The following is a 19,964-nucleotide window of genomic DNA, read 5'->3' on the forward strand; positions in this document are numbered from 1 at the left end:
GGTTCATATACCGGGTTTTTCCGAAGTTTTTTTCCTTCGTTTCCTGCGCCGTCGACGTTTTTGCAGAGGCTCCCCATCGGGTCGAATATCAGATTGAGGTTCCAGCTGAAATTTTTCCCACCATGCCAGGACCTTTTTGTCTTCTCCGGTAATGGCGGAAGCAAAGCGCAGGTAAGACAATGCCTCGGCAAAACCATGGCGTGTGGCGAAAGTCTCCGGGTGGCGCCCCGGTATCTTGCGCAGACGGTGCTGGCTGGTGAGGATATCGCGAATGAGGATAGCGACCCGATTGGGAAACTGGACGGTAGGGGCTACTTCACCCATGAATTCGGCAACAGCAGCATTAACGGCAGGGTGAGCAGGCAGGCCCGCCTTGCGGAAGCTTTCCGCTTTCTCCTGCAGGTATTGGCTGAACATGAGGGCAAAAAGCAGGGGAGGTTGCACTTTTTCCCCGTTTTGAATCGCATTGTCCAAGTGATCCAGGGCCTTGCCGACCCAGGTGTGGGGGAATCCGTCACTTTCCCTTTCGAGCCAGTCATTGAAGTGGGGGAAGAGAGCGGAAAAAATGCCGCTCTGTCGCAGGAGCTGGTAGGTGCGTTCACCTGCCCCCAGCAGGAACAGCTTGAGTACTTCCTCATAAAGTCTGGGTGGCGAAGCTTTCGTGACAGTGGGGCTGAGCTCCAGAATGGTCTGCCAGGTTGTTTCTTCGACGCGGAAGCCCAACATGGCGGCGAATCGCACAGCGCGGATCATCCGTACCGGATCTTCCACGAACCGGATTCCGGAGTCGCCGATGGTGCGGATCACCCCTCTTTGCAGGTCATCCAAGCCGCCCACATAATCGATTAGAGAAAAATCACTGATATTGTAAGCCAGGGCGTTGACGGTGAAGTCGCGCCTGACCGCATCTTCTGCGGGGGTGCCGAAGATATTATCGCGCAATACCATGCCGTCTTCGCTTTTCAGCAGCAGTGGCGAGCGGCCGGTTAAAGTGTGGCCTTCCGATTCATCCATGGCGGCCGGTTCTTCTGCAGGTACATCATCCAGTCTGGCAGAGCGGAAGGTTGCCACTTCGATTATTTCATCCTGAAAATGCAGGTGGGCCAGCCGAAAGCGCCTCCCGATCAGGCGGCAGTTGCGGAACATCTTCTTGATCTGCAACGGAGTGGCATCGGTAACGATATCAAAATCTTTCGGCTCCCTGCCCAGCAGCAGGTCTCGTACTCCACCTCCGACAAGATAGGCGGTAAACCCGTTGTCCTTGAGACGATAGAGAACTTTGACAGCATTGGGACTCAGGGAGCGGCGAGAGATGTTGTGGTCTGCACGGGATATTATCAGCGGCTTGAGTGGTTCCATATGTGTAGTAACCTACCACATCTGTAGGAGAAAGGCAAAGCGCCGCACCCTATAAAAAAATGGATATTTGACTTTTGTCATATCCTGCCGGACCTACAGCTATTATGATGGCATTCATGGAACAGTTTACCGACAAGCAGAAAAAGGACCTGAAGGTCCTCATTACTTTTGTCAGTTTCTATTGCCGGGCCAGGCATGGAAAAAACGCGGAGCAAAGTCCCCTGGCATTGCCGATGGAGCTTGTCTCCGCATTTAAAAGGAATGCCCACCTTTGTGGCGAGTGTGCCGGCCTTGTCGCCTATGCCATTGAGAAGCGTCGCAGGTGTCCTCTTGACCCGAAACCATCCTGTAAAAAATGTCCCGTCCACTGTTACAGCAAAGAATATCGGGCCAGGATCAGGGAAGTGATGGCCTTTTCCGGCAAGCGCATGATCATGCGGGGACGGCTCGATCTTTTGTGGCACTATTTATTTTAGAAGGAGAACGACATGATTAGAAAAATCGTACAGATAGACCAGAAGAAATGCAATGGCTGTGGGCTCTGCGTTCCAGCCTGTGCCGAAGGGGCGATAAGGATCGTTGACGGTAAGGCAGTGTTGTCGGCGGATAATCTCTGCGACGGGCTGGGAGCTTGTCTGGGAGATTGCCCACAGGATGCCATTGCCATTATCGAGCGGGAAGCAGACGAATTTGACGAGGCTGCAGTGGAAACCCACCTGAAGGAAAACAAGAAAGCATCTGCTCCGGTTGCCGAACCTCACCATCATGGCGGCTGCCCGGGGTCCCGTGCCATGTCCTTTGCCACTTCTTCTTCAACCTCAGCCGGCAAAGGGGAGGGCACGCCGAGCCAGTTGCGACAATGGCCGGTACAGCTAAACCTTGTTCCGATCACGGCACCATATTTCCAGAATGCCGACCTGCTCATTACCGCCGATTGCGTCCCTTTTGCCTACGCCGATTATCATAGGGATTTCCTTGCCGGCAAAGCAGTGGTCGTCGGCTGTCCAAAGCTGGACGACAACCAGCACTACCGGGATAAGCTTACCGAGCTGTTCAAGGCGTCCTCGCTAAAATCCATAACGGTCCTGCGCATGGAGGTGCCTTGCTGTGGTGGCATTGTCATGGCTGCCCGTCAGGCATTGGCAGCCTCAGGAAAAGAAATCCCCTTCAAAGAGGTGACCATCGGTATCCGGGGTGAAGTAGTCCTGGACTGAATGATGGAAGCGGACAAAAGAGATAGCTGACAGCCGGGTTCGTTATACTGCATTTTTGCCTAACCCCCCGGTTTTTCACGTGCCGATCAGGCTTTAAATTGGAATAGGACAAAAAGGATAATTTTTATCTTTTTTCCGTTGACAAGGGTCAGATGCACTGGTATTTTTCAGACAGATTGAATTGATTGCCATTCACAAAGGAGAAATACCATGAGCGTTTGCACTTTAGTTACACAGGAAGCCCCGGATTTTACCGCTGAGGCGGTTATGCCGGACAACACCTTTGCCGAGATAAAATTGTCGGCGTTCCGCGGCAAGTATGTCATTCTTTTCTTCTATCCCCTAGACTTCACCTTCGTCTGTCCTTCTGAAATTCTTGCCTTCAACAAACGGCTGACCGATTTCAAAGGCAAGAACTGCGAGGTCATCGGCGTTTCTGTAGACTCAAAATTTACCCATCTGGCCTGGAAAAATACCCCTGTAGAGAACGGAGGCATCGGCGCCATCCAGTATCCTCTTGTTCAGGATCTGAACAAATCCATTGCCCGCTCCTACGGCATTTTGTTTGATGATGCTGTTGCCCTGCGTGGCCTGTTTCTCATCGATCCCAACGGCAAAGTCCGTCACGCCGTTATCAACGATCTGCCGCTGGGGCGTAGTGTAAATGAAGCTCTGCGTATGGTGGATGCCTTGCAGTTTGTGGAAACCCATGGCGGCGAAGTCTGTCCGGCCAACTGGCAGGAGGGGGATGATTCGATGAAGGCTTCAAGCGAAGGCGTAGCCGCTTATCTTGCCAAACACGGCTAGTGAGGGGCATCGAAAGCTGACAACTGCCGCGTGGGAATATCTCCATGCCGTTTTTGTTTTGCCTTGGGAATGCTGGTCTTGCCAGGGTGGGGTATTTATGTTAAAAGGATAAAATCTGTAAGCAGAAACATGGGAAAAAGGAGCGTCATCATGCGTGTTATTGTTGCAGGTTTACCCCTTTTACTGCTCTGTATCCTTACTGTACCTGCCTTTGCCCAGGAGGCCCAGCAACCCGAAGCCATTGCAGAAAAGATGTCCTTTAAGCTGGTGCGGGGATTGACAAACGTGGTGACCGGGGTTGTGGAGGTTCCGAAGCAGTCATATCTGACGGTGCGCGACCGTGGCAATATCGGCTACGTCGTGGGCCCGGTAAAAGGGATGGGCATGGCCTTGTACCGGACACTGTTGGGCGCGGTGGAAACGGTATTTTTCATGGTGCCGCAGCCGGGGTATTACGATCCCATGGTTAATCCCGAATACGTGTGGCATGGTTGGGAAAAGCGGCCTGAAGTGAGCCTTGTTAACGACGCCGAGCCCGTGGAAAAGGGAGAATAGCATGTCACTACGGGGGATGTTCCTCATTGCATCAGCTGCGGTAATCTGGCTCCTTGCTGCTACAGCCAATCTCGCCCATGCCGATGATTACCGCACCGTTGAAAATGCCGGTCCCCAGGAAGTGGTCGATGCAATGGCTACCAAGGCCGCGCGCGGTCTGGCGAACACGGCGACTGGGTGGGTTGAATTTCCCAAGCAGATATATATAACTGCCAAGGATGATGGCGTAGCCAAGGGGCTTTTCGTGGGGCCACTAAAGGGTCTCGGGATGACACTGGTGAGAACAGCATCAGGTCTGCTTGAAGCCGTTACCTTTTTTATTCCTTATCCGGGATTTTACGACCCTTATTTCGACCCGGCCTACGTTTGGCAGAAGGAGTAGTCAGACCAGGGGAGCAGAATAGGATCAGCAATTCAAAAATTTATATGCATAATAAAAAAAAGCCGCACCCCTTGGGGATGCGGCTTTTTAATTCCTGTCGAAGGAAATTACTTTGCAGCAGGAGCAGCAGGAGCAGCAGCGTCAGCAGGCTTAGCTTCTTCTTTCTTCTCAGCAGCTTTCTTGGCAGCTTTTTTCTTCTTGGCAGCTTTTTTCTTAACAACTTTCTTCTCTTCTTTCTTCACTTCGCCAGCAGCAGGAGCAGCAGCAGGAGCTTCGGTTTTTACAGGCTCAGCAGCGAAAACAACGCCAGCGAAAGCTACGGCTACGAGTGCAGCAACAACAGAAGACAGAACTTTTTTCATGGTGATTCTCCTTTAAAAATGTAAGATGCGTTTTGCTACAGCAGAGAGCATGCCAAGTTTGCAGGTAGAGATAAGATGCTGAAAGTAGGAATATCTTTGGCGGTGATTTTCATGGAGAGAAAACTGTCTGCCTGAAATCGTCGAAGATGTGCCCCATTTGGGGTATGGTGCGTCTGCTCTTTAATCTCTGGATATCCCTTGCCAGATATTGAATAAATTTGATAATATACGGCCGGTCGTGGCGGCAAGCTTCCGCCATGACCGTTTTTTTGGGGTAAGGAAATGATTAAATGCCTTGCCTGGAGGTTTCTTGAGTAACGATTTTTTGCTTTCTGTAGAAAAGCCTGCCCGCTATATGGGTGGAGAGATGGGTGCCGTTGCCAGACCAGACGCTGAGATAAGGTTTGCCCTGGCATTCCCTGACGTATATGAAGTGGGCATGAGCCATTTGGGACTGCGGATACTCTACAGCATTCTGAATCAAGAACGCTGGCTAGCTGCCGAGCGCGTCTATGCCCCATGGCCCGACATGGAAGATCAACTTCGGCTTGACGGAAAGCCGCTTTCTACGTTGGAAACCTCAACCCCTCTGGCTGAAACGGACATCGTAGGTTTTACCCTTCAATACGAGCTGTCCTACAGTAACATCCTCAATATGCTGGAACTGGCAGGCATACCACTGCTGGCTTGCGAAAGGGGGAAGGAATTTCCCCTGATCCTGGGGGGTGGCCCCTGTGCCTGTAACCCGGAGCCCCTTGCCGACTTTTTCGATGCCTTCCTCCTTGGGGATGGTGAAGATGCGGTCCTTGAGATTGCAAAAGTCTGCCGTCAATGGAAAAGTGCCGGTGAAGCCAAGGCAGACCTTCTCCATCGCCTGTCGCTGATCGAGGGTGTTTATATCCCGGCATTTTTCTCGGTTTCCCATGACGCTGTCGGAAGAATTGAGGCCATCAAGCCTCTGAAGCATGGCTATGATAAGGTGAGACGGCGCATTGCCCCTGACCTTAATGCCCTGAGTTACCCTACTGCCCCTGTTGTGCCTTTTCTTAAAACGGTCCACGACCGGGTCAGCATGGAGATTGCCCGTGGCTGCACCCGCGGTTGCCGTTTCTGTCAGGCGGGTTACATATACCGTCCTTTGCGCGAGCGGACCCCGGCGCAGGTCATGGAAAAAATAGAAGAGACCCTGCGCAATACAGGTTACGATGAAATATCCCTGCTTTCTCTTTCTGCGGGTGACTATGGTTGTCTTACTCCCTTGCTCCAGAAACTGATGCACCGCTATGCCCAGGAACGCATTGCTGTTTCGCTACCGTCACTGCGGGTGGGAAGCCTGACACCGGAAATGGTGGCAGAGATAAACAAGGTGAGGAAGACAGGTTTCACCCTTGCCCCTGAAGCAGGCAGCGACCGGCTCCGCCAGGTGATCAACAAGGGGATAACCGAGCCCGATCTGCTGGATACCGCCTATCAGGTCTATGGCGCAGGCTGGCGGCTGATCAAGCTTTATTTCATGATCGGACTGCCGACGGAGACTATGGAAGACGTTCTGGGGATTGCCGAGCTGGCCAGGCAGGTCAAATATCAAGGGAAGCGTGCCGGCCAGGGGGGCGAGGTCAATGTTGCCGTCAGCAGCTTTGTGCCAAAAGCGAATACTCCCTTTCAATGGGAACAACAGATCAGCTATGAAGAGATCCTGGAGAAGCAGCAGTTCCTGCGCCAGGAGTTGAAGAAGCGCAAACTCAACTTGAAGTGGCACGATGCCCCATTGACGGTTATGGAAGGGGTATTTGCCAGGGGTGACCGACTGCTGGGCAAGGTTTTGCTTGAGGCCAGACGGCTGGGCTGCCGATTCGACGGCTGGGGAGAGCATTTCAGGTTTGCCCGCTGGCAGGAGGCGTTCGCCGCTGCAGGCATCGACCCGCTTTTCTACCACCGTCGACGGGATCTGGATGAGATACTCCCTTGGGACCACCTGGACAGCGGCATCAGCAGGGAATTTCTGCTGGCGGAACTTGAAAAGGCTTCCGGTGGCATTTATACCCCCGACTGTCGTAATGGCCAGTGTTCCGGGTGCGGGGTCTGCGATTTTAAGGCTGTGCGCATGCGACTTAATGAGCCCGAAGAGGCGATTGTAGCCGCAGACGGAGCACAGCCGGATGAAACCGTCGATGCGGAGCGGATCAGGCTTCGTTTCCAGAAAATCGGCCGGATGCGTTTCCTTAGTCACCTGGAAATGCTAAACCTTTTCATACGAGCAGTGGGCAGGGCACACATCCCCATTCGCTATTCCCAAGGGTTTCATCCCCATCCGAAATTCTCCTTTGCCACGGCGCTTTCCGTGGGGGTTGAATCCTGGGCTGAATATATGGATATGGAGGTGGCTGCGGGCTTTGGTGCCGAGCGACTGCTGGAGGCCCTCAACCAGGTACTGCCGGAAGGTGTGCGGGTGATGGAATCGCAAGTAATCCCGTTGAAGAGCGAGTCCCTATCGGTTATCATTACAGGGACCCGTTACCGGGTAAAACTTCCTTCAGGCACGGTGCAGGGCCTTACTGGCCAGGTGGATCACTTTCTTTCCCTGGATTCTTTTCCCCATCGGCGTGAAAAGAAAGGCAAGCTTGTGGAGTTCGATCTGCGGCATGAGGTCATCAGCCTTTCTGCAACTGCTGATGTCGTGCTCATGGAGGTTCGGCGCGGCAAGCCGCTGGAATTTGTTACCGCGATTACCGGCCTGCCCCGGGAAGCGTTTGCCGGGGCAACCATAGAGAAGCTTGAGGTGCTGTTCAACTGAATCGTTTCCCCCATGGCAAAAAATCCTTTATCAACTTTTATATACGGAATCCGGTCATAAATTAATAGTAAACGAGGTTATCATGGGAAATGAGCTGGTCATCAATACCACCTCCCACGAAACCCGCATCGCCCTCATCGAGAACGGCACCATAGCCGAACTCTATATTGAGCGGAGTAGGGTCAAGGGGATCGTGGGCAACATCTACAAAGGGCGGGTTATCAGGGTCCTGCCGGGCATGCAGGCTGCCTTTGTCGATATCGGCCTGGAAAAAGCGGCCTTTCTCTATGTGGCAGATGTCTTTGATGCCATGGAGGAATACGACGGCTTCATGGACGGCAACGGCAAGAAAGAAGAGCCTGTGGAGGGGGAAGAGCCGGTGCTTCATCCCCTCCACCCCATTGAAGAGCTACTGCAGGAAGGCCAGGAGCTGCTAGTGCAGATATCCAAGGAGCCGATCGGCACCAAGGGAGCACGCATCACTGCCCACATCTCTCTGCCGGGCAGGCATCTGGTTTACATGCCCACTGTTGATCACGTGGGGATTTCCCGGCGCATTGAGGATGAGGCGGAGCGGGAGCGGCTGAAGGAGATCATCGACCGGATCAAGCCGGCTGGCGGCGGCTTTATCGTCCGTACCGTTTCCGAAGGCAAGAGCGAAGAGGACCTGATCTCGGACCTCAACTACCTGACCAAGCTCTGGGACGAGGTGGTGAAACGCAAGGAGAAAGCCAGCGCCCCTTTACTCATCCATTCTGATCTGGATGTGACCCAGAAGGTGGTGCGGGATATCCTTACCGAATCGGTGGAGCGGATCGTCGTCGATTCCAAGCCGGAACACGATAAGATAGTCCAGTTCATCAGTACCTTCATGCCCAAGATGAAGTACTCCATTGAACTCTATGACGAAGAGGAGCCGATTTTCGATCATTTCGGCCTTGAAGTGGAGATCAGCCGGGCGCTGGGACGCAAGGTATGGCTCAAGTCCGGGGGCTACATCATCATTGAGCAGACCGAGGCCCTCACTGCCATCGATGTCAACACCGGCCGCTTTGTGGGTAAGCACAACCTTGAGGACACCATTCTCAAGACCAATCTGGAGGCAGTAAAAGAAATCGCTTATCAGTTGCGGCTGCGAAACCTTGGCGGCATCATCATCATAGATTTCATCGATATGGAGCGGGAAGTAAACCGGGAAAAGGTATTCACTGCCCTGGAAGAGGCGGTAAGGGGCGACAAATCCAAGACCAACATCCTGAAAATTTCCGAGCTGGGGCTGGTGGAGATGACGAGAAAGCGGGTGCGGGAGAGCATCGGCCGGATGATGTGCGAGCCTTGTCCCTACTGCGAGGGGAGGGGTTACGTCAAGTCGAAGACCACCGTTTGTCACGAGATTTTCAGGGAGCTGCGGCGGGAGATGCTCGATATCCGCGGCAGCAAGATTATGCTCACTGTGCACCCACAGGTGGCGGACCTGCTCTACGATGAGGAACGGCGCGGCCTGGAGGAGTTGGAAAAGAACTTTAAGAAACGCATCACGGTGAGGGCGAAGCCGGGATTTCATCAAGAACAATTCGAAATTGCCATCTCATAGGAAGCGCCGCTTTTTGCCAATATCTTCGTTGCCCGTCAAGATTCCTTGTGCGACGTGGCGTAGCCACGCCTCCGCGTCACCCTTCGGGGCGCCTTGATCTTGGCTAAAAATCGACGCTTCCGGAAAAGCCTAAGAAGGATAAAAAGATGATCGGAACACCGTTAAAGAAATCTGCGACAAAAATCATGATGCTTGGTTCCGGGGAACTGGGCAAGGAAGTGGTCATCGAGGCCCAGCGACTGGGGGTTGAAATAATAGCCGTCGACCGCTATGCCCATGCGCCAGCCATGCAGGTGGCCCATCGCAGCCACGTGATCAACATGCTCGACCGGGACGAGCTGGCCAGGGTTATCCGTTTGGAGCGCCCGGACTTTATCGTCCCCGAGATCGAGGCGATCAATACCCCTTATCTGCTGGAGCTGGAAAAGGAAGGTTTTACCGTCATTCCCACGGCCCGCGCCACCAATCTCACCATGAACCGGGAAGGGATCAGGCGCCTGGCCGCCGAGGAGCTGCGTCTGCCGACTGCCCAGTACCTCTTTGCCGCCTCTCTGGATGAATTTTCTACCAGTGTGGAACGCATCGGCCTGCCATGCGTGGTAAAGCCGATCATGAGCTCCTCTGGAAAGGGGCAAAGCGTCGTCCGGGATGCGGCCGATCTGGAAAGAGCTTGGACCTACGCCATGGAAGGGGCACGCGGTGCCTCGGACAAGGTGATCATAGAGGAGTTCATTCCCTTCGACTACGAAATCACCCTGCTGACAGTCCGCTACAATGGCGGTACCCGCTTTTGCCCTCCCATCGGCCATGTGCAGATTAAGGGGGATTACCATGAGTCGTGGCAGCCCATGTCCATGACCCCCCAAGTGCTGGCAGAGGCGGAGCGGCAGGCAAAGGCGGTGACCGATGCCTTGGGAGGCTTCGGCATCTTCGGTGTCGAGCTCTTCATCAAGGGGGATCGTGTCTGGTTCAGCGAGGTTTCGCCCCGTCCCCACGATACCGGTATGGTGACCATGGTCTCACAGAACATGTCCGAGTTCGAGCTGCATGTGCGGGCCATTCTCGGCCTGCCGGTGCCGGAGATAATCAATCTTGCGCCGGCAGCTTCCCATGTCATACTTGCCGAGGAGTCTGCAGCAGAGGTGACCTTCGCCGGTCTGACAGAGGCGCTGTCGGTACCCGATACGAAGATCCGCCTCTTCGGCAAACCTGACACCCGCCCCGGACGTCGTATGGGAGTGGCTCTGTCCCTTGGAGAAGATACCGATCAGGCGCGCAACCATGCGGAAGAGGCCGCCCATGCGGTAAAGATCGTCAAAAACTGAGGGTGAAAAAAACGGCGCTGGAGGAGGAATCCCATGGTATTTGCAGCCAAAGTTTCAGAGGTGCCCCTGTGGGGGAAGAAGGTAGTGACGGTCGAAGGACGGGAGATACTGCTGGTCAATGCCAAAGGGAACATCTATGCCTGCGAGACGGAATGCCCGCACCAGGGGGCGCCATTGTCAGGCGCATTGATCAAGGATGCGGAACATCTTACCTGCCAGCGCCACGGCTATCGCTTCAATCTCAAGACCGGTGCCTGCCGTGAATTCCCTGAGTACACCCTGAAGGTCTATTCAATAGGGATGGAGGGCGATAATATCATGGTGAAGCTGGATTGACGGGATTGAAAAAAGTCCTTGACTTATAGGGCTTTTTTAGATATTTTTTGTTGCTCTTTGTAAAATCGCGATAAAGGTGGTGAAATACATGTACGCAGTAGTGAGAACCGGAGGGAAACAATATAAAGTTTCCGAAGGCGACTTTTTGAAAGTCGAAAAACTTGAGGGTGCAGTAGGTGATACTGTTAATCTCTCTGAAGTCCTGATGGTTGGCGGCGATAAGGTTGCAATCGGAACACCTTTAGTGCCCAGCGCCTCTGTGGTCGGCAAAATTGTCGAGCAGGGCAAGGATAAGAAGATTCTCGTCTTCAAATCCAAGCGCCGGAAAGATTCCAGGAAACTTAACGGGCACCGTCAACTCAGAACCATTCTGAAGATCGAAAAGATCAACGCCTAGGAAATAGATAAAGCGGTCACCACAGCTTGGACACGGGTGGAGCCGCCAGGAGGAGTAGAAAATGGCACATAAGAAAGGCGTCGGCAGTTCCAGGAACGGCCGCGATTCAGACGGCCAAAGGCTTGGCTGTAAAAAATTCGGCGGCGAGCACGTCAAAGCCGGCAACATCATCTATCGTCAGCATGGCACCAAGATCCACCCTGGCAACAATGTGGGTCTGGGCAAGGACTACACCCTCTTCGCCCTTATCGAAGGGGTAGTGAAGTTCGAGCGTCTGGGTCGTGACCGGAAAAAGGTTTCCGTTTACCCCGCCAGCTGAGCAAAAGCTGATATAAATCTGCAAAAGCCTGGAACCGTCGGTTCCGGGCTTTTGTTGTTTGTCTGAGGGAAATATGAGTTTCATTGATGAAGTAAAAATACATGTGAAATCAGGGGATGGTGGGCCTGGTTGTGTCTCATTCCGCCATGAAAAGTTCATCGAGTTCGGTGGGCCTGACGGTGGTGATGGTGGTAAGGGGGGCAATGTGATAGTGGAAGCCTCGCGAAACCTCTCCACCCTGCTTGATCTTCGCCAGCACCCGCACCAGAAGGCCGGTAGTGGCAAAAATGGCATGGGCAAGGATCGACATGGCGCCTATGGCAAAGATCTGAGGCTGCTGCTGCCAGTGGGTACAGTCATTAAAGATGCGGAGACTGACGAAGTGCTTGCCGATCTCACGGAGCCGGGGCAGCCTTTAGTGCTGCTCAAGGGGGGACGGGGAGGGCAGGGCAATGCCCGATTTGCCACTGCCACCCATAAAGCCCCCAGATTTGCCCAACCGGGTGAGCCAGGAGAGGAACGCTGGCTAAGGCTGGAACTGAAGCTGATGGCTGACGTGGGACTTCTTGGCATGCCCAGTGTCGGCAAATCTTCCCTGATCACCAAGGTCTCGGCAGCGCGCCCCAAGATTGCCGAATACCACTTCACAACCCTCAAGCCAAACCTGGGGGTCGTCGCCTATAAGAACTATAAATCCTTCGTCATGGCCGATATCCCTGGGCTTATCGAAGGCGCCCACGAGGGGGCAGGCCTTGGGCACCGCTTCCTCAAGCACCTGGAAAGGACGGGCCATTTGCTCCACATCCTTGACATCTCCTGGATGCCGGACCGGGACCCGATCCGGGAATATGAGGCGATCAACAAGGAGCTGTCCCTCTTCAACCCGGAACTGGCGGAGAAGAAACAGACCATTGTCATCAACAAAATGGATCTGCCAGTGGTAAAGGAAAACCTGGCGAAGGTGCTGCCATATTTCCAGGAGCGGGGCTTGAAGGTTTTTCCCATTTCGGCCGCTACCGGTGAGGGAATCCCGGCATTGCTGGACGAGATCGCCCGCCAGTTGTGGGGAGCAGCTGAGGAAGAGTGGTAAGAGGCTTGCTGCAAAATGGTTTGGGCAGCATCGATAGTTGATGTATTATAAGCAGATTGAACTGAAAATTCTGCGGCATTCCATGATAAAGGAGAAACAGCCATGTTCTATCCCACGTTCCGTGCCCGTCGCATCAGAAGCAAAGAAGTCTTCCGTAACATGGTCCGCGAGACCGCTCTTTCTACCAATGACCTGATCTACCCCATGTTTTCGGCCTTCGGCAAGGGGATAAGGAAGGAAATTTCCTCCATGCCGGGCATCTATCAGCAATCAATCGAGAACATCGTCGAGGAAGCCCAGGAGGCCTATGAATTGGGGGTGCCTGCAGTGATCCTCTTCGGCATTCCGGAAACCAAGGATGCGGTGGGAAGCGACGCCTATGCAGAACACGGTATCATCCAGGAGACGATCCGCGCCCTGAAAAAAGAGGTGCCTAAACTGGCGGTAATCACCGACGTCTGCATGTGCGAGTACACCGACCACGGCCACTGTGGCATCATCAAGAATGGTGATGTGGACAATGACGAGACCCTGGAACTGCTGGCCCAGGAAGCACTTTCCCATGCCCAGGCCGGCGCCGACATGGTGGCTCCTTCCGACATGATGGATGGTCGGGTGATGGCCATCCGCGAGACGCTGGACAACAATGGTTACAAGCATATTCCGGTGATGAGCTATGCCGTTAAATACGCCTCGGGCTATTACGGTCCGTTCCGCGAGGCGGCCGAATCCACCCCCCAGTTCGGCGACCGCCGTTCCTACCAGATGGACCCTGCCAATCGTCTTGAGGCTGTGCGTGAGGCCCAGATGGATGTGGAGGAGGGCGCCGACATTATCATGGTCAAGCCCGGCCTTCCCTACCTGGATGTAGTCCGGGAGATGCGCAACCAGTTCAACCTGCCGGTTGCTGTGTACAATGTATCGGGCGAATACAGCATGATCAAAGCAGCAGGCAAGATGGGCTGGATCGACGAGGACCGGGTAACAATGGAAACCATGCTCTCCTTCAAGCGTGCCGGTGCTGACCTCATCCTGACCTATCACGCCAAGGAAGTGGCAACGCTGTTGCACAAGGGGTATGAGATTGACCGTGCCTCCCGCTGCGGTTGCCCTTAACGGACCAGGCAAAAGTCAATCTGCTGCGTTACGCTCGCCCTTCGTCGCTGCCCGATTAGGGCCGCCCTAATCGGGCTACACCTAACTCCTCAGTGCTCGCAAGCCTCGCAGCTGGAGTTTTTTTTCCTGGTCCGGCAGGTTAATTCGCCCCATGGATGGCAAAAAGCCTGCGATACATTCGCAGGCTTTTTATTTGGTGCACCTTTAGGCCCGGATCATCACCAGCAGCATCTTGAAATTTTTTATTCCCTTCAGCGCATGGGGTTTGTTGGCCGGCATGATGATCATCTGCCCGGCAATCACATGGTGCGGTTCGCCGGCGATGGTGATCTCCGCCTCACCATCCAGGATCTGGACGAAAGCGTCATATGGGGCTGTATGTTCGCTCAGCCCCTGTCCTTCATCGAAGGCGAAGACGGTAATCGTCCCCACTTGCTTGTCGATAAGGGTGCGGCTTACCACCGTCCCCTCCTGGTAGGCAACCAGTCCATTCATTGCCAGCGCTTTTCCTGTCAACATCTCTTTTTTTTCGCTCATCTGAATTCTCCTCTCACTGATTACCGATCCTTTGTTGACTACAAGATTAGCCCCCGAGGCGACGAATTCAATTGATGCAGGTCAAGATATGTTATATTTGCATCATGAACCAGCGTCTGCCATTTCGTTATATGGAACCCACCTTTTTTGCCGGTCTTCTGGATGACCCTTTGCTTTTGGTCAATGTCCGCCCCTTTGGGCGGGCTCTCCTCTTCGACTGCGGCCAACTCCACCATTTGGCGAAGCGCGTGCTGAGATCCATCAACGCCATTTTTATAAGCCATGCCCATATGGACCATTTCATGGGCATGGATACCTTTATCCGCCACAACCATGTCTCCCCCAGAATTGTCGACATCTTTGGCCCCCCCGGCATCTCCGGCAGAATGGAGTGCAAGCTGCAGAGCTATGACTGGAATCTATCCGAACACTACTGGTGTACCTTTCGCGTCCATGAGGTCAGCTTTGAACATCTGCAGACATCGGTCTTTGCCGGCGCAGACGGCTTCAGGCGCCGGAAGCCTGAAAGCCGTGCCCTTGTTAACCGCAATATCTATGAAAATGCGTGGCTTAAGGTGGAGGCACTTTTGTGTGACCACAAGATTCCGTCGCTGATGTTCCGCGTCACGGAGCGGGAATCCTTTGCCATCGACGAGGGGAAGCTGGCTGCGGCAGGACTGGTAAAGGGGGATTGGCTCAGGCAGTTGAAGAAATGTTTTCATGGCGGAATTCTTGATGATGGGCGGGTTACTGTCACCAAACTGAAGGAAGGAGATGTCGTGTCTGAAGAAGTTTCAGACCTCAAAAGCCTTTACGAGTCCATCCGCCGTAAACAGATCGCCGCTTCTATAGGCTATGTGACTGATGTGGGTTTTACGGAAGAGAATCTGGACAAGATGGAGCGGTTTCTGAAAGGGGTGACACTGCTCGTTTGCGAATGTTCCTTTGTTGCCGAGGATATGGATAAGGCCAGAGCTTCACGCCACCTTTGCACCACGGATCTGAATCATCTTCTGAAATGCCTCAAGCCGCAGTTCATTCTCCCCATGCACTTGTCAAAGGCCTACCTGGAGCGGAGTCGGCTTGTATACCGTCAATTGAAGGCACCTCCAGGGGTGACCGTACTGAAAGTCGTGGATCGAGTGACGCCTCGCCCGCTGATAACAGGGGAGATTCCTCCCCCGGAACGGCTCCATTGTAACAGCCGAGGGTGAAATAGAAAGAGGCTCCATCACCGGGAGAACTTTCCGCCCATATTCTTCCGCCGTGCCGCTGGATGATACGTTGGACGGTGGCAAGGCCAATACCGTTTCCCGGAAATTCATGTTCGCTATGCAGCCTCTGGAACGGGGCGAATAATTTATCGGCATGGGCCATGTTAAACCCGGCCCCGTTGTCGCGGATAAGGAAAACTGTGCTGCCATTTTCGACCCGGCTGGAAAACTCGATGCGTGTGTCCGGCTCTTTGGAAGTATATTTCCAGGCGTTACCGAATAGATTTTCCATTACAGATCTTAATAAACTCGGGTCACCCTTAACCACCATTCCGTTATCAATGATGAAAGAAACATTTCGTTCGGGGCAGGTGATGTGCAGTTCGGCTGTGACCACTATGGCAAGTTCGCTGAGGTCAACATCTTCATGCCGTAGCTCCCTTCGGCCGATCCGGGAAAAATCCAGCATCGCATCGATGATCTGTTCCATTCGCCGTCCGCCATTTGCTATCACCTCCACATATTTCCGCCCTTGATCGTCAAGATGTTCACTGCAGTCCTCCAGAAGCAGTTGGCTGTATCCATAGATAGTGCGCAGCGGGGACCTCAAGTCATGGGAGACGGAGTAACTGAACGACTCCAGCTCGCGACAGGCCTCGGCCAGACGCTCTGTCCGTTCCGCCACCCGCTGTTCAAGTTCCGCATTCAATCTTAAAATCTCTTCTTCGGCTTCCTTGCGTGCAGATATGTCACGCACCGCCTCTATAGCCCCCACAACGGCTCCACTACCATCTTTGAGAGGCGAAGCGGTGATCTCCACATGTTTCTTGAATCCATTCTGCTCAACTGTCCTGACAGCACTGTGAACCTGCAGGTCTTGAATAGCCATTGCTACCGGGCAACTGCTGCAGACCTGAGATTGCCCCTCGTATACACGGTAGCAGTACTCGCCGATGTGATCGCCATAAAGCTTTTTGTGAATGTGGTTCTGGTAGGCAATCCTGTGATCGGTGTCCCGGATGCTCAAGCCATCTCCCAGGCATGACAAGATTGCTTCAAGCTTGTTCCGTTCATCCAGAAGCTCCTCAGCAACCATCTTCTGCTCGGTGACATCAGCGACCATGGCGTAAAGGATCTTTTCATCCGAGTCCGGTTGGAGGTGCCACTGTAGCCAGCGTTCGGGACCGTGGGAAGGCATGTATTTCTTTTCGAAACAAATAGGAGAAACTTTTCCATCTTCGGGTATGAATGACAGATTGCCGTCGCGGCGGGTCTCAAAACCGAAGTCGGTCAGCCGCCTTCCCTTGAGCTCGTCGGAAGGAATGCCCAGAACATGGCTGGATGCTGGGCTGGCGAGCAAGAATGTGCCCTCGAAGCTTATCAGTCCAAGCATGCCAGGGCTCAGATTGAAGACGTTTTTTATCACCTGCTCCGCTGTTCCCATGCGTCTGCTGAGATTGCCCCAATAGGTTCCCAGAAAAAAAGGTATGGACCAGATGTGCAGATTGTGCCTGATCGGGGCATAGATATCCACATGACGTTCATCGCTGATGATGTTGAAAATCATCAGGAACTCGTCGAAAAACAGGAATAAAAAACCGCACAGCAGGGTTTTAGAGACATTTTTTCCCTGTGCTGCAGCAGATATGAAGGCGCCAAGGACAAGCAGCATGAAAAGGGCTGCTGCAGAGCGGAAGGCCATATCCCCCCAGAATCTGCCGAATGAGACGCCGGGGTGGTGGGCCAGGAAACCCGGCCAATGGGCAGCTGTCAGCCAGTAAAGCACAATGGTTGTGAATAGGCTGCCTGCGAGAAAGGGGCGGGAGAAACTTGGAAAGTGAAGCTGGTAGTTGAGAAACGCATAGCCGATAAGGAGCCCGGAGATCATGGTGGCGGCATGTTCCAGGGGGGGATAATAATTATACATGAAGTCGAACGGTACCATTTGCCGCCAGGCACCATATTCGGCGGCAAACATCAGCAGTTCGCGGGACATGCCTGTGGTCGAAGCTATTGCAACCCATAAGTCTTTGCTTTCCCTGGTCCTGAGCCATTCCCTGAATGCTACACCTGCAAGAATGGACCAAAAAAAGGTCGGCAGGAGGAAACGCACTGTAACGTTGCCCGGTTCGCCACCCTTGCCTCCTCCGAATTGGGCCAGGATTTCCAGCAGTTCATTCATAGCAGGTATTCTCCATCAAAACAAAGGCAGGCCAAACTGAATGGCTTGCAGGCTCGTCTGGACCCGCGGGTCTAGCCGAGAGTGAAATAGAAGATTGCTCCCTCGTTAGCTTCCCCCTCGCCCCAGACATGTCCACCATGCCGTTCCACTATCTGCTTCACCGCGGCAAGACCGATTCCTGTTCCCTCAAAGCCGTCCTCTTCATGAAGACGTTGGAAGGCCTCAAATATTTTTCCGGCCAAGGCCGTGTCAAAACCGATTCCGTTATCGCTGATAAAGTAAGTTCTGATTTGATTGAGCTCCTTGCTGCCGAAACGAATAATCGTCTCCTGGCGGTTTATGGTGTACTTCCAGGCATTGTCCATCAGGTTCAGGATGGCTTTCCTCAACAATCGAGAATCGCCCCAGGCATTTATGTTGTCCTCAATGAAGAAGCGGGCACTGCGTGCCGGGTCCTGCACTTGAAGGTTATGGGCGATGGCACGGGCCAAATTGCTGAGGTCAATCTGTTCACGCCGCATCTCGATGCGTGATATCATAGAAAGATCGAGAAGGTTTTCTATCAGGGTACCCATTCGTTCACTGGATGAGCAGAGGCGGGTCAGGTGATTCTGTCCCTCCTCGTCCAGCTTCGAGCTGTATTTTTCCAGCAGCAGGTTACCGTAGCCGTTTATAAGCCGCAAAGGCGCGCGCAGATCATGTGCAACAGAATGACAGAACGACTCCATTGACTGATTGGCCTGTTCCAGCATGCAGGCACGTTTTTCCAGATCGTCGTTCAGGTGCCGGATTTTTGACTCAAAATCCTTTCTATCGTTGACATAACGGTTGATGGCATAAAAACCGGAAGCCAGGAGTAGCAGGTAGAGGAGCGTTCCGGTGATGATGGTGATCATCGTCATGCTGTTTTGCCGGCCTGCTTTCGAGATTCTTTCCTGCAGCAGATCCGATTCAGCTCTTCCCATCTGGCCGGTAATCCAGCGGATATTATCCATGCTTTCCTTACCGCTTCCCAGGAGGACCATTTGCTGGGCAGTGGCAAATCCAGCGGCTTTGCGCAGCATGATGGTTTTGTTCAGCTCGTCGAACTTGGCGGCGATGAGAGGCTTCAGCCGATTGAAGTTGTCCAGCTGAGACGGCCTGTTTCCGACCAGACTCTCCAGCATTGCGAGGCTGGTGGCGATCGAAGCCTGGGCAGACCTGTACGGTTCAAGATAGCTTTCATCCCCTGTTATTATGTAGCCGCGCTGTCCTGTTTCGGCGTCCTTCATCACTGAAAGGATCGTTTCCAGTTCTTTCTGCACCTCATATGAACGCATTACGTCGTTGTTTGCATCAAAGAGCCTGAAAGCATTACGGTACGATGTCAGGCTGATTATGAGCAGAATCATGACAATTGCAGAAAAGAAAAGAGCCATTTTATTGTGAATAGTCCAATCCATGGGTGCCCCCAAGACGCTGCTTCACTGCAGCGCTGCAATGGAACTGCCAACAGTCGCTTAAGACGAAAAAAAACCGCTCTAATCAGCTTTTCAACTGAAAAAGAGCGGTTTTACCGAATGTTCCGATAGAGGAAGAGCACATTCGTACTCCGGGAAGCTTTAAAAGCAATTTAATTTTATTAAAATAAACTTGTGTGATGGCGGGTGTCAATACAAAAATACCGGAGGAGGGAAGCGCACAGGCTGCTGCCCTCGGAAAGATCTACTTTCTCTTGAGAAAGCAGGGGAGATGTTGTTGCGGGAACCGGGGTTTTTTGATAAAAAGTGAGGATGAAAAACGATGAGCCCAAAAACTCACGATTAGTCTACTCTTCCGAGCATGGTCGTATCTGTCCCGTTTGCGGCCGGCCAAGCATCGCCTGCAGTTGCAAAAAAAATCCGGAAAGAGCCAGTGGGGACGGCATTGTAAGGGTTCAGCGCGAAAGCAAGGGGCGTGGGGGCAAAACGGTAACGGTTATCACCGGACTGCCAGGTGATGACTACGCGCTAAAAGCCATTGCCGGTGAATTAAAGCGCCGCTGCGGCACCGGCGGTACCCTCAAGGACGGCAATATAGAAATTCAGGGGGACCACCGCGACCTGTTGGTGGCTGAACTGGAAAAGAAAGGATTCAAGGTCAAACGGGCGGGGGGCTGATTTGTTCATTCAACGTGAAATGTTTTTCCACCCAGGCTGACCCGGTCTCCCGGTCTTAGTTTCCGGCCCCGCCTCAACTCAACCTCGCCGTTTACCTCAACCTCCCCTTCACCGATAATAATCTTTGCTTCGCCCCCTGAACAGACCGCGTTGACTGCCTTCAAAAAACTGTCAAGCTTGATGTATTCCGTATCTATTTTCATTTCTCATCTCCATTTCCGTGTCTGTCGTGGGTTGAATTTA

The 19,964-nt window shown here is 53.3% G+C and carries 20 protein-coding genes and 1 pseudogene; 15 read left to right on the forward strand and 6 right to left on the reverse strand.

The window, feature by feature from the left end:
- Positions 1–3: 3 nt before the first annotated feature.
- Entirely contained in the window at positions 4–1,359 is a 1,356-nt protein-coding gene (gene pcnB / locus GEOB_RS06150; protein WP_012646322.1) for a polynucleotide adenylyltransferase PcnB, read from the reverse strand.
- A gap of 116 nt (positions 1,360–1,475) precedes the next feature.
- Here pcnB and GEOB_RS06155 point away from each other — a divergent pair, with 116 nt between their 5' ends.
- The 5 genes from GEOB_RS06155 (at position 1,476) to GEOB_RS06175 (ending at position 4,317) form a co-directional block, all read left to right on the forward strand.
- Positions 1,476–1,835, forward strand: a complete 360-nt coding sequence (locus GEOB_RS06155) for a nitrous oxide-stimulated promoter family protein (protein ID WP_041267380.1) — start codon at positions 1,476–1,478, stop codon at positions 1,833–1,835.
- 12 nt (positions 1,836–1,847) lie between these two features.
- Entirely contained in the window at positions 1,848–2,573 is a 726-nt protein-coding gene (locus GEOB_RS06160) for an ATP-binding protein (RefSeq protein WP_012646324.1), read from the forward strand.
- A gap of 210 nt (positions 2,574–2,783) precedes the next feature.
- The gene (locus tag GEOB_RS06165; protein WP_012646325.1) at positions 2,784–3,380 is read left to right on the forward strand and encodes a peroxiredoxin; all 597 of its coding nucleotides are present in this window, start codon (positions 2,784–2,786) and stop codon (positions 3,378–3,380) included.
- 150 nt (positions 3,381–3,530) lie between these two features.
- On the forward strand, positions 3,531–3,935 hold the full coding sequence (locus tag GEOB_RS06170) for an exosortase system-associated protein, TIGR04073 family (protein ID WP_012646326.1): 405 nt from the start codon (positions 3,531–3,533) through the stop codon (positions 3,933–3,935).
- A 1-nt stretch (position 3,936) separates the two neighbouring features.
- On the forward strand, positions 3,937–4,317 hold the full coding sequence (locus GEOB_RS06175) for an exosortase system-associated protein, TIGR04073 family (protein WP_012646327.1): 381 nt from the start codon (positions 3,937–3,939) through the stop codon (positions 4,315–4,317).
- Positions 4,318–4,424: 107 nt separating this feature from the next.
- Here GEOB_RS06175 and GEOB_RS06180 read toward each other — a convergent pair whose 3' ends face one another.
- A complete protein-coding gene (locus GEOB_RS06180; protein WP_012646328.1) occupies positions 4,425–4,679 on the reverse strand; it encodes a hypothetical protein in 255 nt (84 codons plus the stop codon).
- Between the two features lie 310 nt (positions 4,680–4,989).
- On the opposite strand from GEOB_RS06180, the gene GEOB_RS06185 reads away from it, so the two are divergent.
- The 8 genes from GEOB_RS06185 (at position 4,990) to hemB (ending at position 13,650) form a co-directional block, all read left to right on the forward strand.
- On the forward strand, positions 4,990–7,473 hold the full coding sequence (locus tag GEOB_RS06185; RefSeq protein ID WP_012646329.1) for a TIGR03960 family B12-binding radical SAM protein: 2,484 nt from the start codon (positions 4,990–4,992) through the stop codon (positions 7,471–7,473).
- 82 nt (positions 7,474–7,555) lie between these two features.
- The gene (locus GEOB_RS06190; RefSeq protein WP_012646330.1) at positions 7,556–9,067 is read left to right on the forward strand and encodes an Rne/Rng family ribonuclease; all 1,512 of its coding nucleotides are present in this window, start codon (positions 7,556–7,558) and stop codon (positions 9,065–9,067) included.
- Between the two features lie 146 nt (positions 9,068–9,213).
- On the forward strand, positions 9,214–10,392 hold the full coding sequence (purT, locus tag GEOB_RS06195) for a formate-dependent phosphoribosylglycinamide formyltransferase (protein ID WP_012646331.1): 1,179 nt from the start codon (positions 9,214–9,216) through the stop codon (positions 10,390–10,392).
- Positions 10,393–10,425: 33 nt separating this feature from the next.
- On the forward strand, positions 10,426–10,728 hold the full coding sequence (locus GEOB_RS06200) for a Rieske (2Fe-2S) protein (protein WP_012646332.1): 303 nt from the start codon (positions 10,426–10,428) through the stop codon (positions 10,726–10,728).
- A gap of 88 nt (positions 10,729–10,816) precedes the next feature.
- Positions 10,817–11,125, forward strand: coding sequence for a 50S ribosomal protein L21 (gene rplU / locus GEOB_RS06205; RefSeq protein WP_012646333.1), 309 nt, complete (start codon positions 10,817–10,819; stop codon positions 11,123–11,125).
- Positions 11,126–11,186: 61 nt separating this feature from the next.
- Entirely contained in the window at positions 11,187–11,444 is a 258-nt protein-coding gene (gene rpmA, locus GEOB_RS06210; protein ID WP_012646334.1) for a 50S ribosomal protein L27, read from the forward strand.
- A 73-nt stretch (positions 11,445–11,517) separates the two neighbouring features.
- Positions 11,518–12,534 (forward strand): GTPase ObgE, encoded by a 1,017-nt coding sequence (obgE, locus tag GEOB_RS06215; RefSeq protein WP_012646335.1) that lies wholly within the window; start codon positions 11,518–11,520, stop codon positions 12,532–12,534.
- A gap of 102 nt (positions 12,535–12,636) precedes the next feature.
- Positions 12,637–13,650, forward strand: a complete 1,014-nt coding sequence (gene hemB, locus GEOB_RS06220) for a porphobilinogen synthase (RefSeq protein ID WP_012646336.1) — start codon at positions 12,637–12,639, stop codon at positions 13,648–13,650.
- A 204-nt stretch (positions 13,651–13,854) separates the two neighbouring features.
- On the opposite strand, the gene GEOB_RS06225 is transcribed toward hemB, so the two are convergent.
- A complete protein-coding gene (locus tag GEOB_RS06225) occupies positions 13,855–14,187 on the reverse strand; it encodes a cupin domain-containing protein (RefSeq protein WP_012646337.1) in 333 nt (110 codons plus the stop codon).
- Between the two features lie 74 nt (positions 14,188–14,261).
- Between GEOB_RS06225 and GEOB_RS19710 the strand changes: the two genes are divergently transcribed.
- Complete coding sequence (locus GEOB_RS19710) at positions 14,262–15,401, forward strand: ribonuclease Z (protein WP_012646338.1); 1,140 nt, start codon at positions 14,262–14,264, stop codon at positions 15,399–15,401.
- Positions 15,402–15,453: 52 nt separating this feature from the next.
- Here GEOB_RS19710 and GEOB_RS20400 read toward each other — a convergent pair.
- Positions 15,454–17,583, reverse strand: a pseudogene (locus GEOB_RS20400) (PAS domain-containing sensor histidine kinase); the annotation flags it as partial.
- Positions 17,584–17,654: 71 nt separating this feature from the next.
- On the reverse strand, positions 17,655–19,025 hold the full coding sequence (locus GEOB_RS19245; RefSeq protein WP_012646340.1) for a sensor histidine kinase: 1,371 nt from the start codon (positions 19,023–19,025) through the stop codon (positions 17,655–17,657).
- Positions 19,026–19,355: 330 nt separating this feature from the next.
- Between GEOB_RS19245 and GEOB_RS06245 the strand changes: the two genes are divergently transcribed.
- The gene (locus GEOB_RS06245) at positions 19,356–19,721 is read left to right on the forward strand and encodes a translation initiation factor Sui1 (RefSeq protein ID WP_012646341.1); all 366 of its coding nucleotides are present in this window, start codon (positions 19,356–19,358) and stop codon (positions 19,719–19,721) included.
- Positions 19,722–19,726: 5 nt separating this feature from the next.
- Here GEOB_RS06245 and GEOB_RS06250 read toward each other — a convergent pair whose 3' ends face one another.
- Positions 19,727–19,924 carry an RNA-binding S4 domain-containing protein gene (locus GEOB_RS06250; protein WP_012646342.1) on the reverse strand — a complete coding sequence of 66 codons (198 nt, stop codon included), beginning with the start codon at positions 19,922–19,924 and terminating at the stop codon, positions 19,727–19,729.
- Positions 19,925–19,964 lie beyond the last annotated feature (40 nt).

This window comes from Geotalea daltonii FRC-32, from assembly GCF_000022265.1.
In the GTDB taxonomy this organism is placed as follows: Bacteria; Desulfobacterota; Desulfuromonadia; order Geobacterales; family Geobacteraceae; genus Geotalea; species Geotalea daltonii.

Coding starts and splice junctions, on each gene's coding strand:
- pcnB (WP_012646322.1), bottom strand. CDS start 1,359: ATGGAACCACTCAAGCCGCTGATAATATCCCGTGCAGACCACAACATC.
- GEOB_RS06155 (WP_041267380.1), top strand. CDS start 1,476: ATGGAACAGTTTACCGACAAGCAGAAAAAGGACCTGAAGGTCCTCATT.
- GEOB_RS06160 (WP_012646324.1), top strand. CDS start 1,848: ATGATTAGAAAAATCGTACAGATAGACCAGAAGAAATGCAATGGCTGT.
- GEOB_RS06165 (WP_012646325.1), top strand. CDS start 2,784: ATGAGCGTTTGCACTTTAGTTACACAGGAAGCCCCGGATTTTACCGCT.
- GEOB_RS06170 (WP_012646326.1), top strand. CDS start 3,531: ATGCGTGTTATTGTTGCAGGTTTACCCCTTTTACTGCTCTGTATCCTT.
- GEOB_RS06175 (WP_012646327.1), top strand. CDS start 3,937: ATGTCACTACGGGGGATGTTCCTCATTGCATCAGCTGCGGTAATCTGG.
- GEOB_RS06180 (WP_012646328.1), bottom strand. CDS start 4,679: ATGAAAAAAGTTCTGTCTTCTGTTGTTGCTGCACTCGTAGCCGTAGCT.
- GEOB_RS06190 (WP_012646330.1), top strand. CDS start 7,556: ATGGGAAATGAGCTGGTCATCAATACCACCTCCCACGAAACCCGCATC.
- purT (WP_012646331.1), top strand. CDS start 9,214: ATGATCGGAACACCGTTAAAGAAATCTGCGACAAAAATCATGATGCTT.
- GEOB_RS06200 (WP_012646332.1), top strand. CDS start 10,426: ATGGTATTTGCAGCCAAAGTTTCAGAGGTGCCCCTGTGGGGGAAGAAG.
- rplU (WP_012646333.1), top strand. CDS start 10,817: ATGTACGCAGTAGTGAGAACCGGAGGGAAACAATATAAAGTTTCCGAA.
- rpmA (WP_012646334.1), top strand. CDS start 11,187: ATGGCACATAAGAAAGGCGTCGGCAGTTCCAGGAACGGCCGCGATTCA.
- obgE (WP_012646335.1), top strand. CDS start 11,518: ATGAGTTTCATTGATGAAGTAAAAATACATGTGAAATCAGGGGATGGT.
- hemB (WP_012646336.1), top strand. CDS start 12,637: ATGTTCTATCCCACGTTCCGTGCCCGTCGCATCAGAAGCAAAGAAGTC.
- GEOB_RS06225 (WP_012646337.1), bottom strand. CDS start 14,187: ATGAGCGAAAAAAAAGAGATGTTGACAGGAAAAGCGCTGGCAATGAAT.
- GEOB_RS19710 (WP_012646338.1), top strand. CDS start 14,262: ATGCAGGTCAAGATATGTTATATTTGCATCATGAACCAGCGTCTGCCA.
- GEOB_RS19245 (WP_012646340.1), bottom strand. CDS start 19,025: ATGGATTGGACTATTCACAATAAAATGGCTCTTTTCTTTTCTGCAATT.
- GEOB_RS06245 (WP_012646341.1), top strand. CDS start 19,356: ATGAAAAACGATGAGCCCAAAAACTCACGATTAGTCTACTCTTCCGAG.
- GEOB_RS06250 (WP_012646342.1), bottom strand. CDS start 19,924: ATGAAAATAGATACGGAATACATCAAGCTTGACAGTTTTTTGAAGGCA.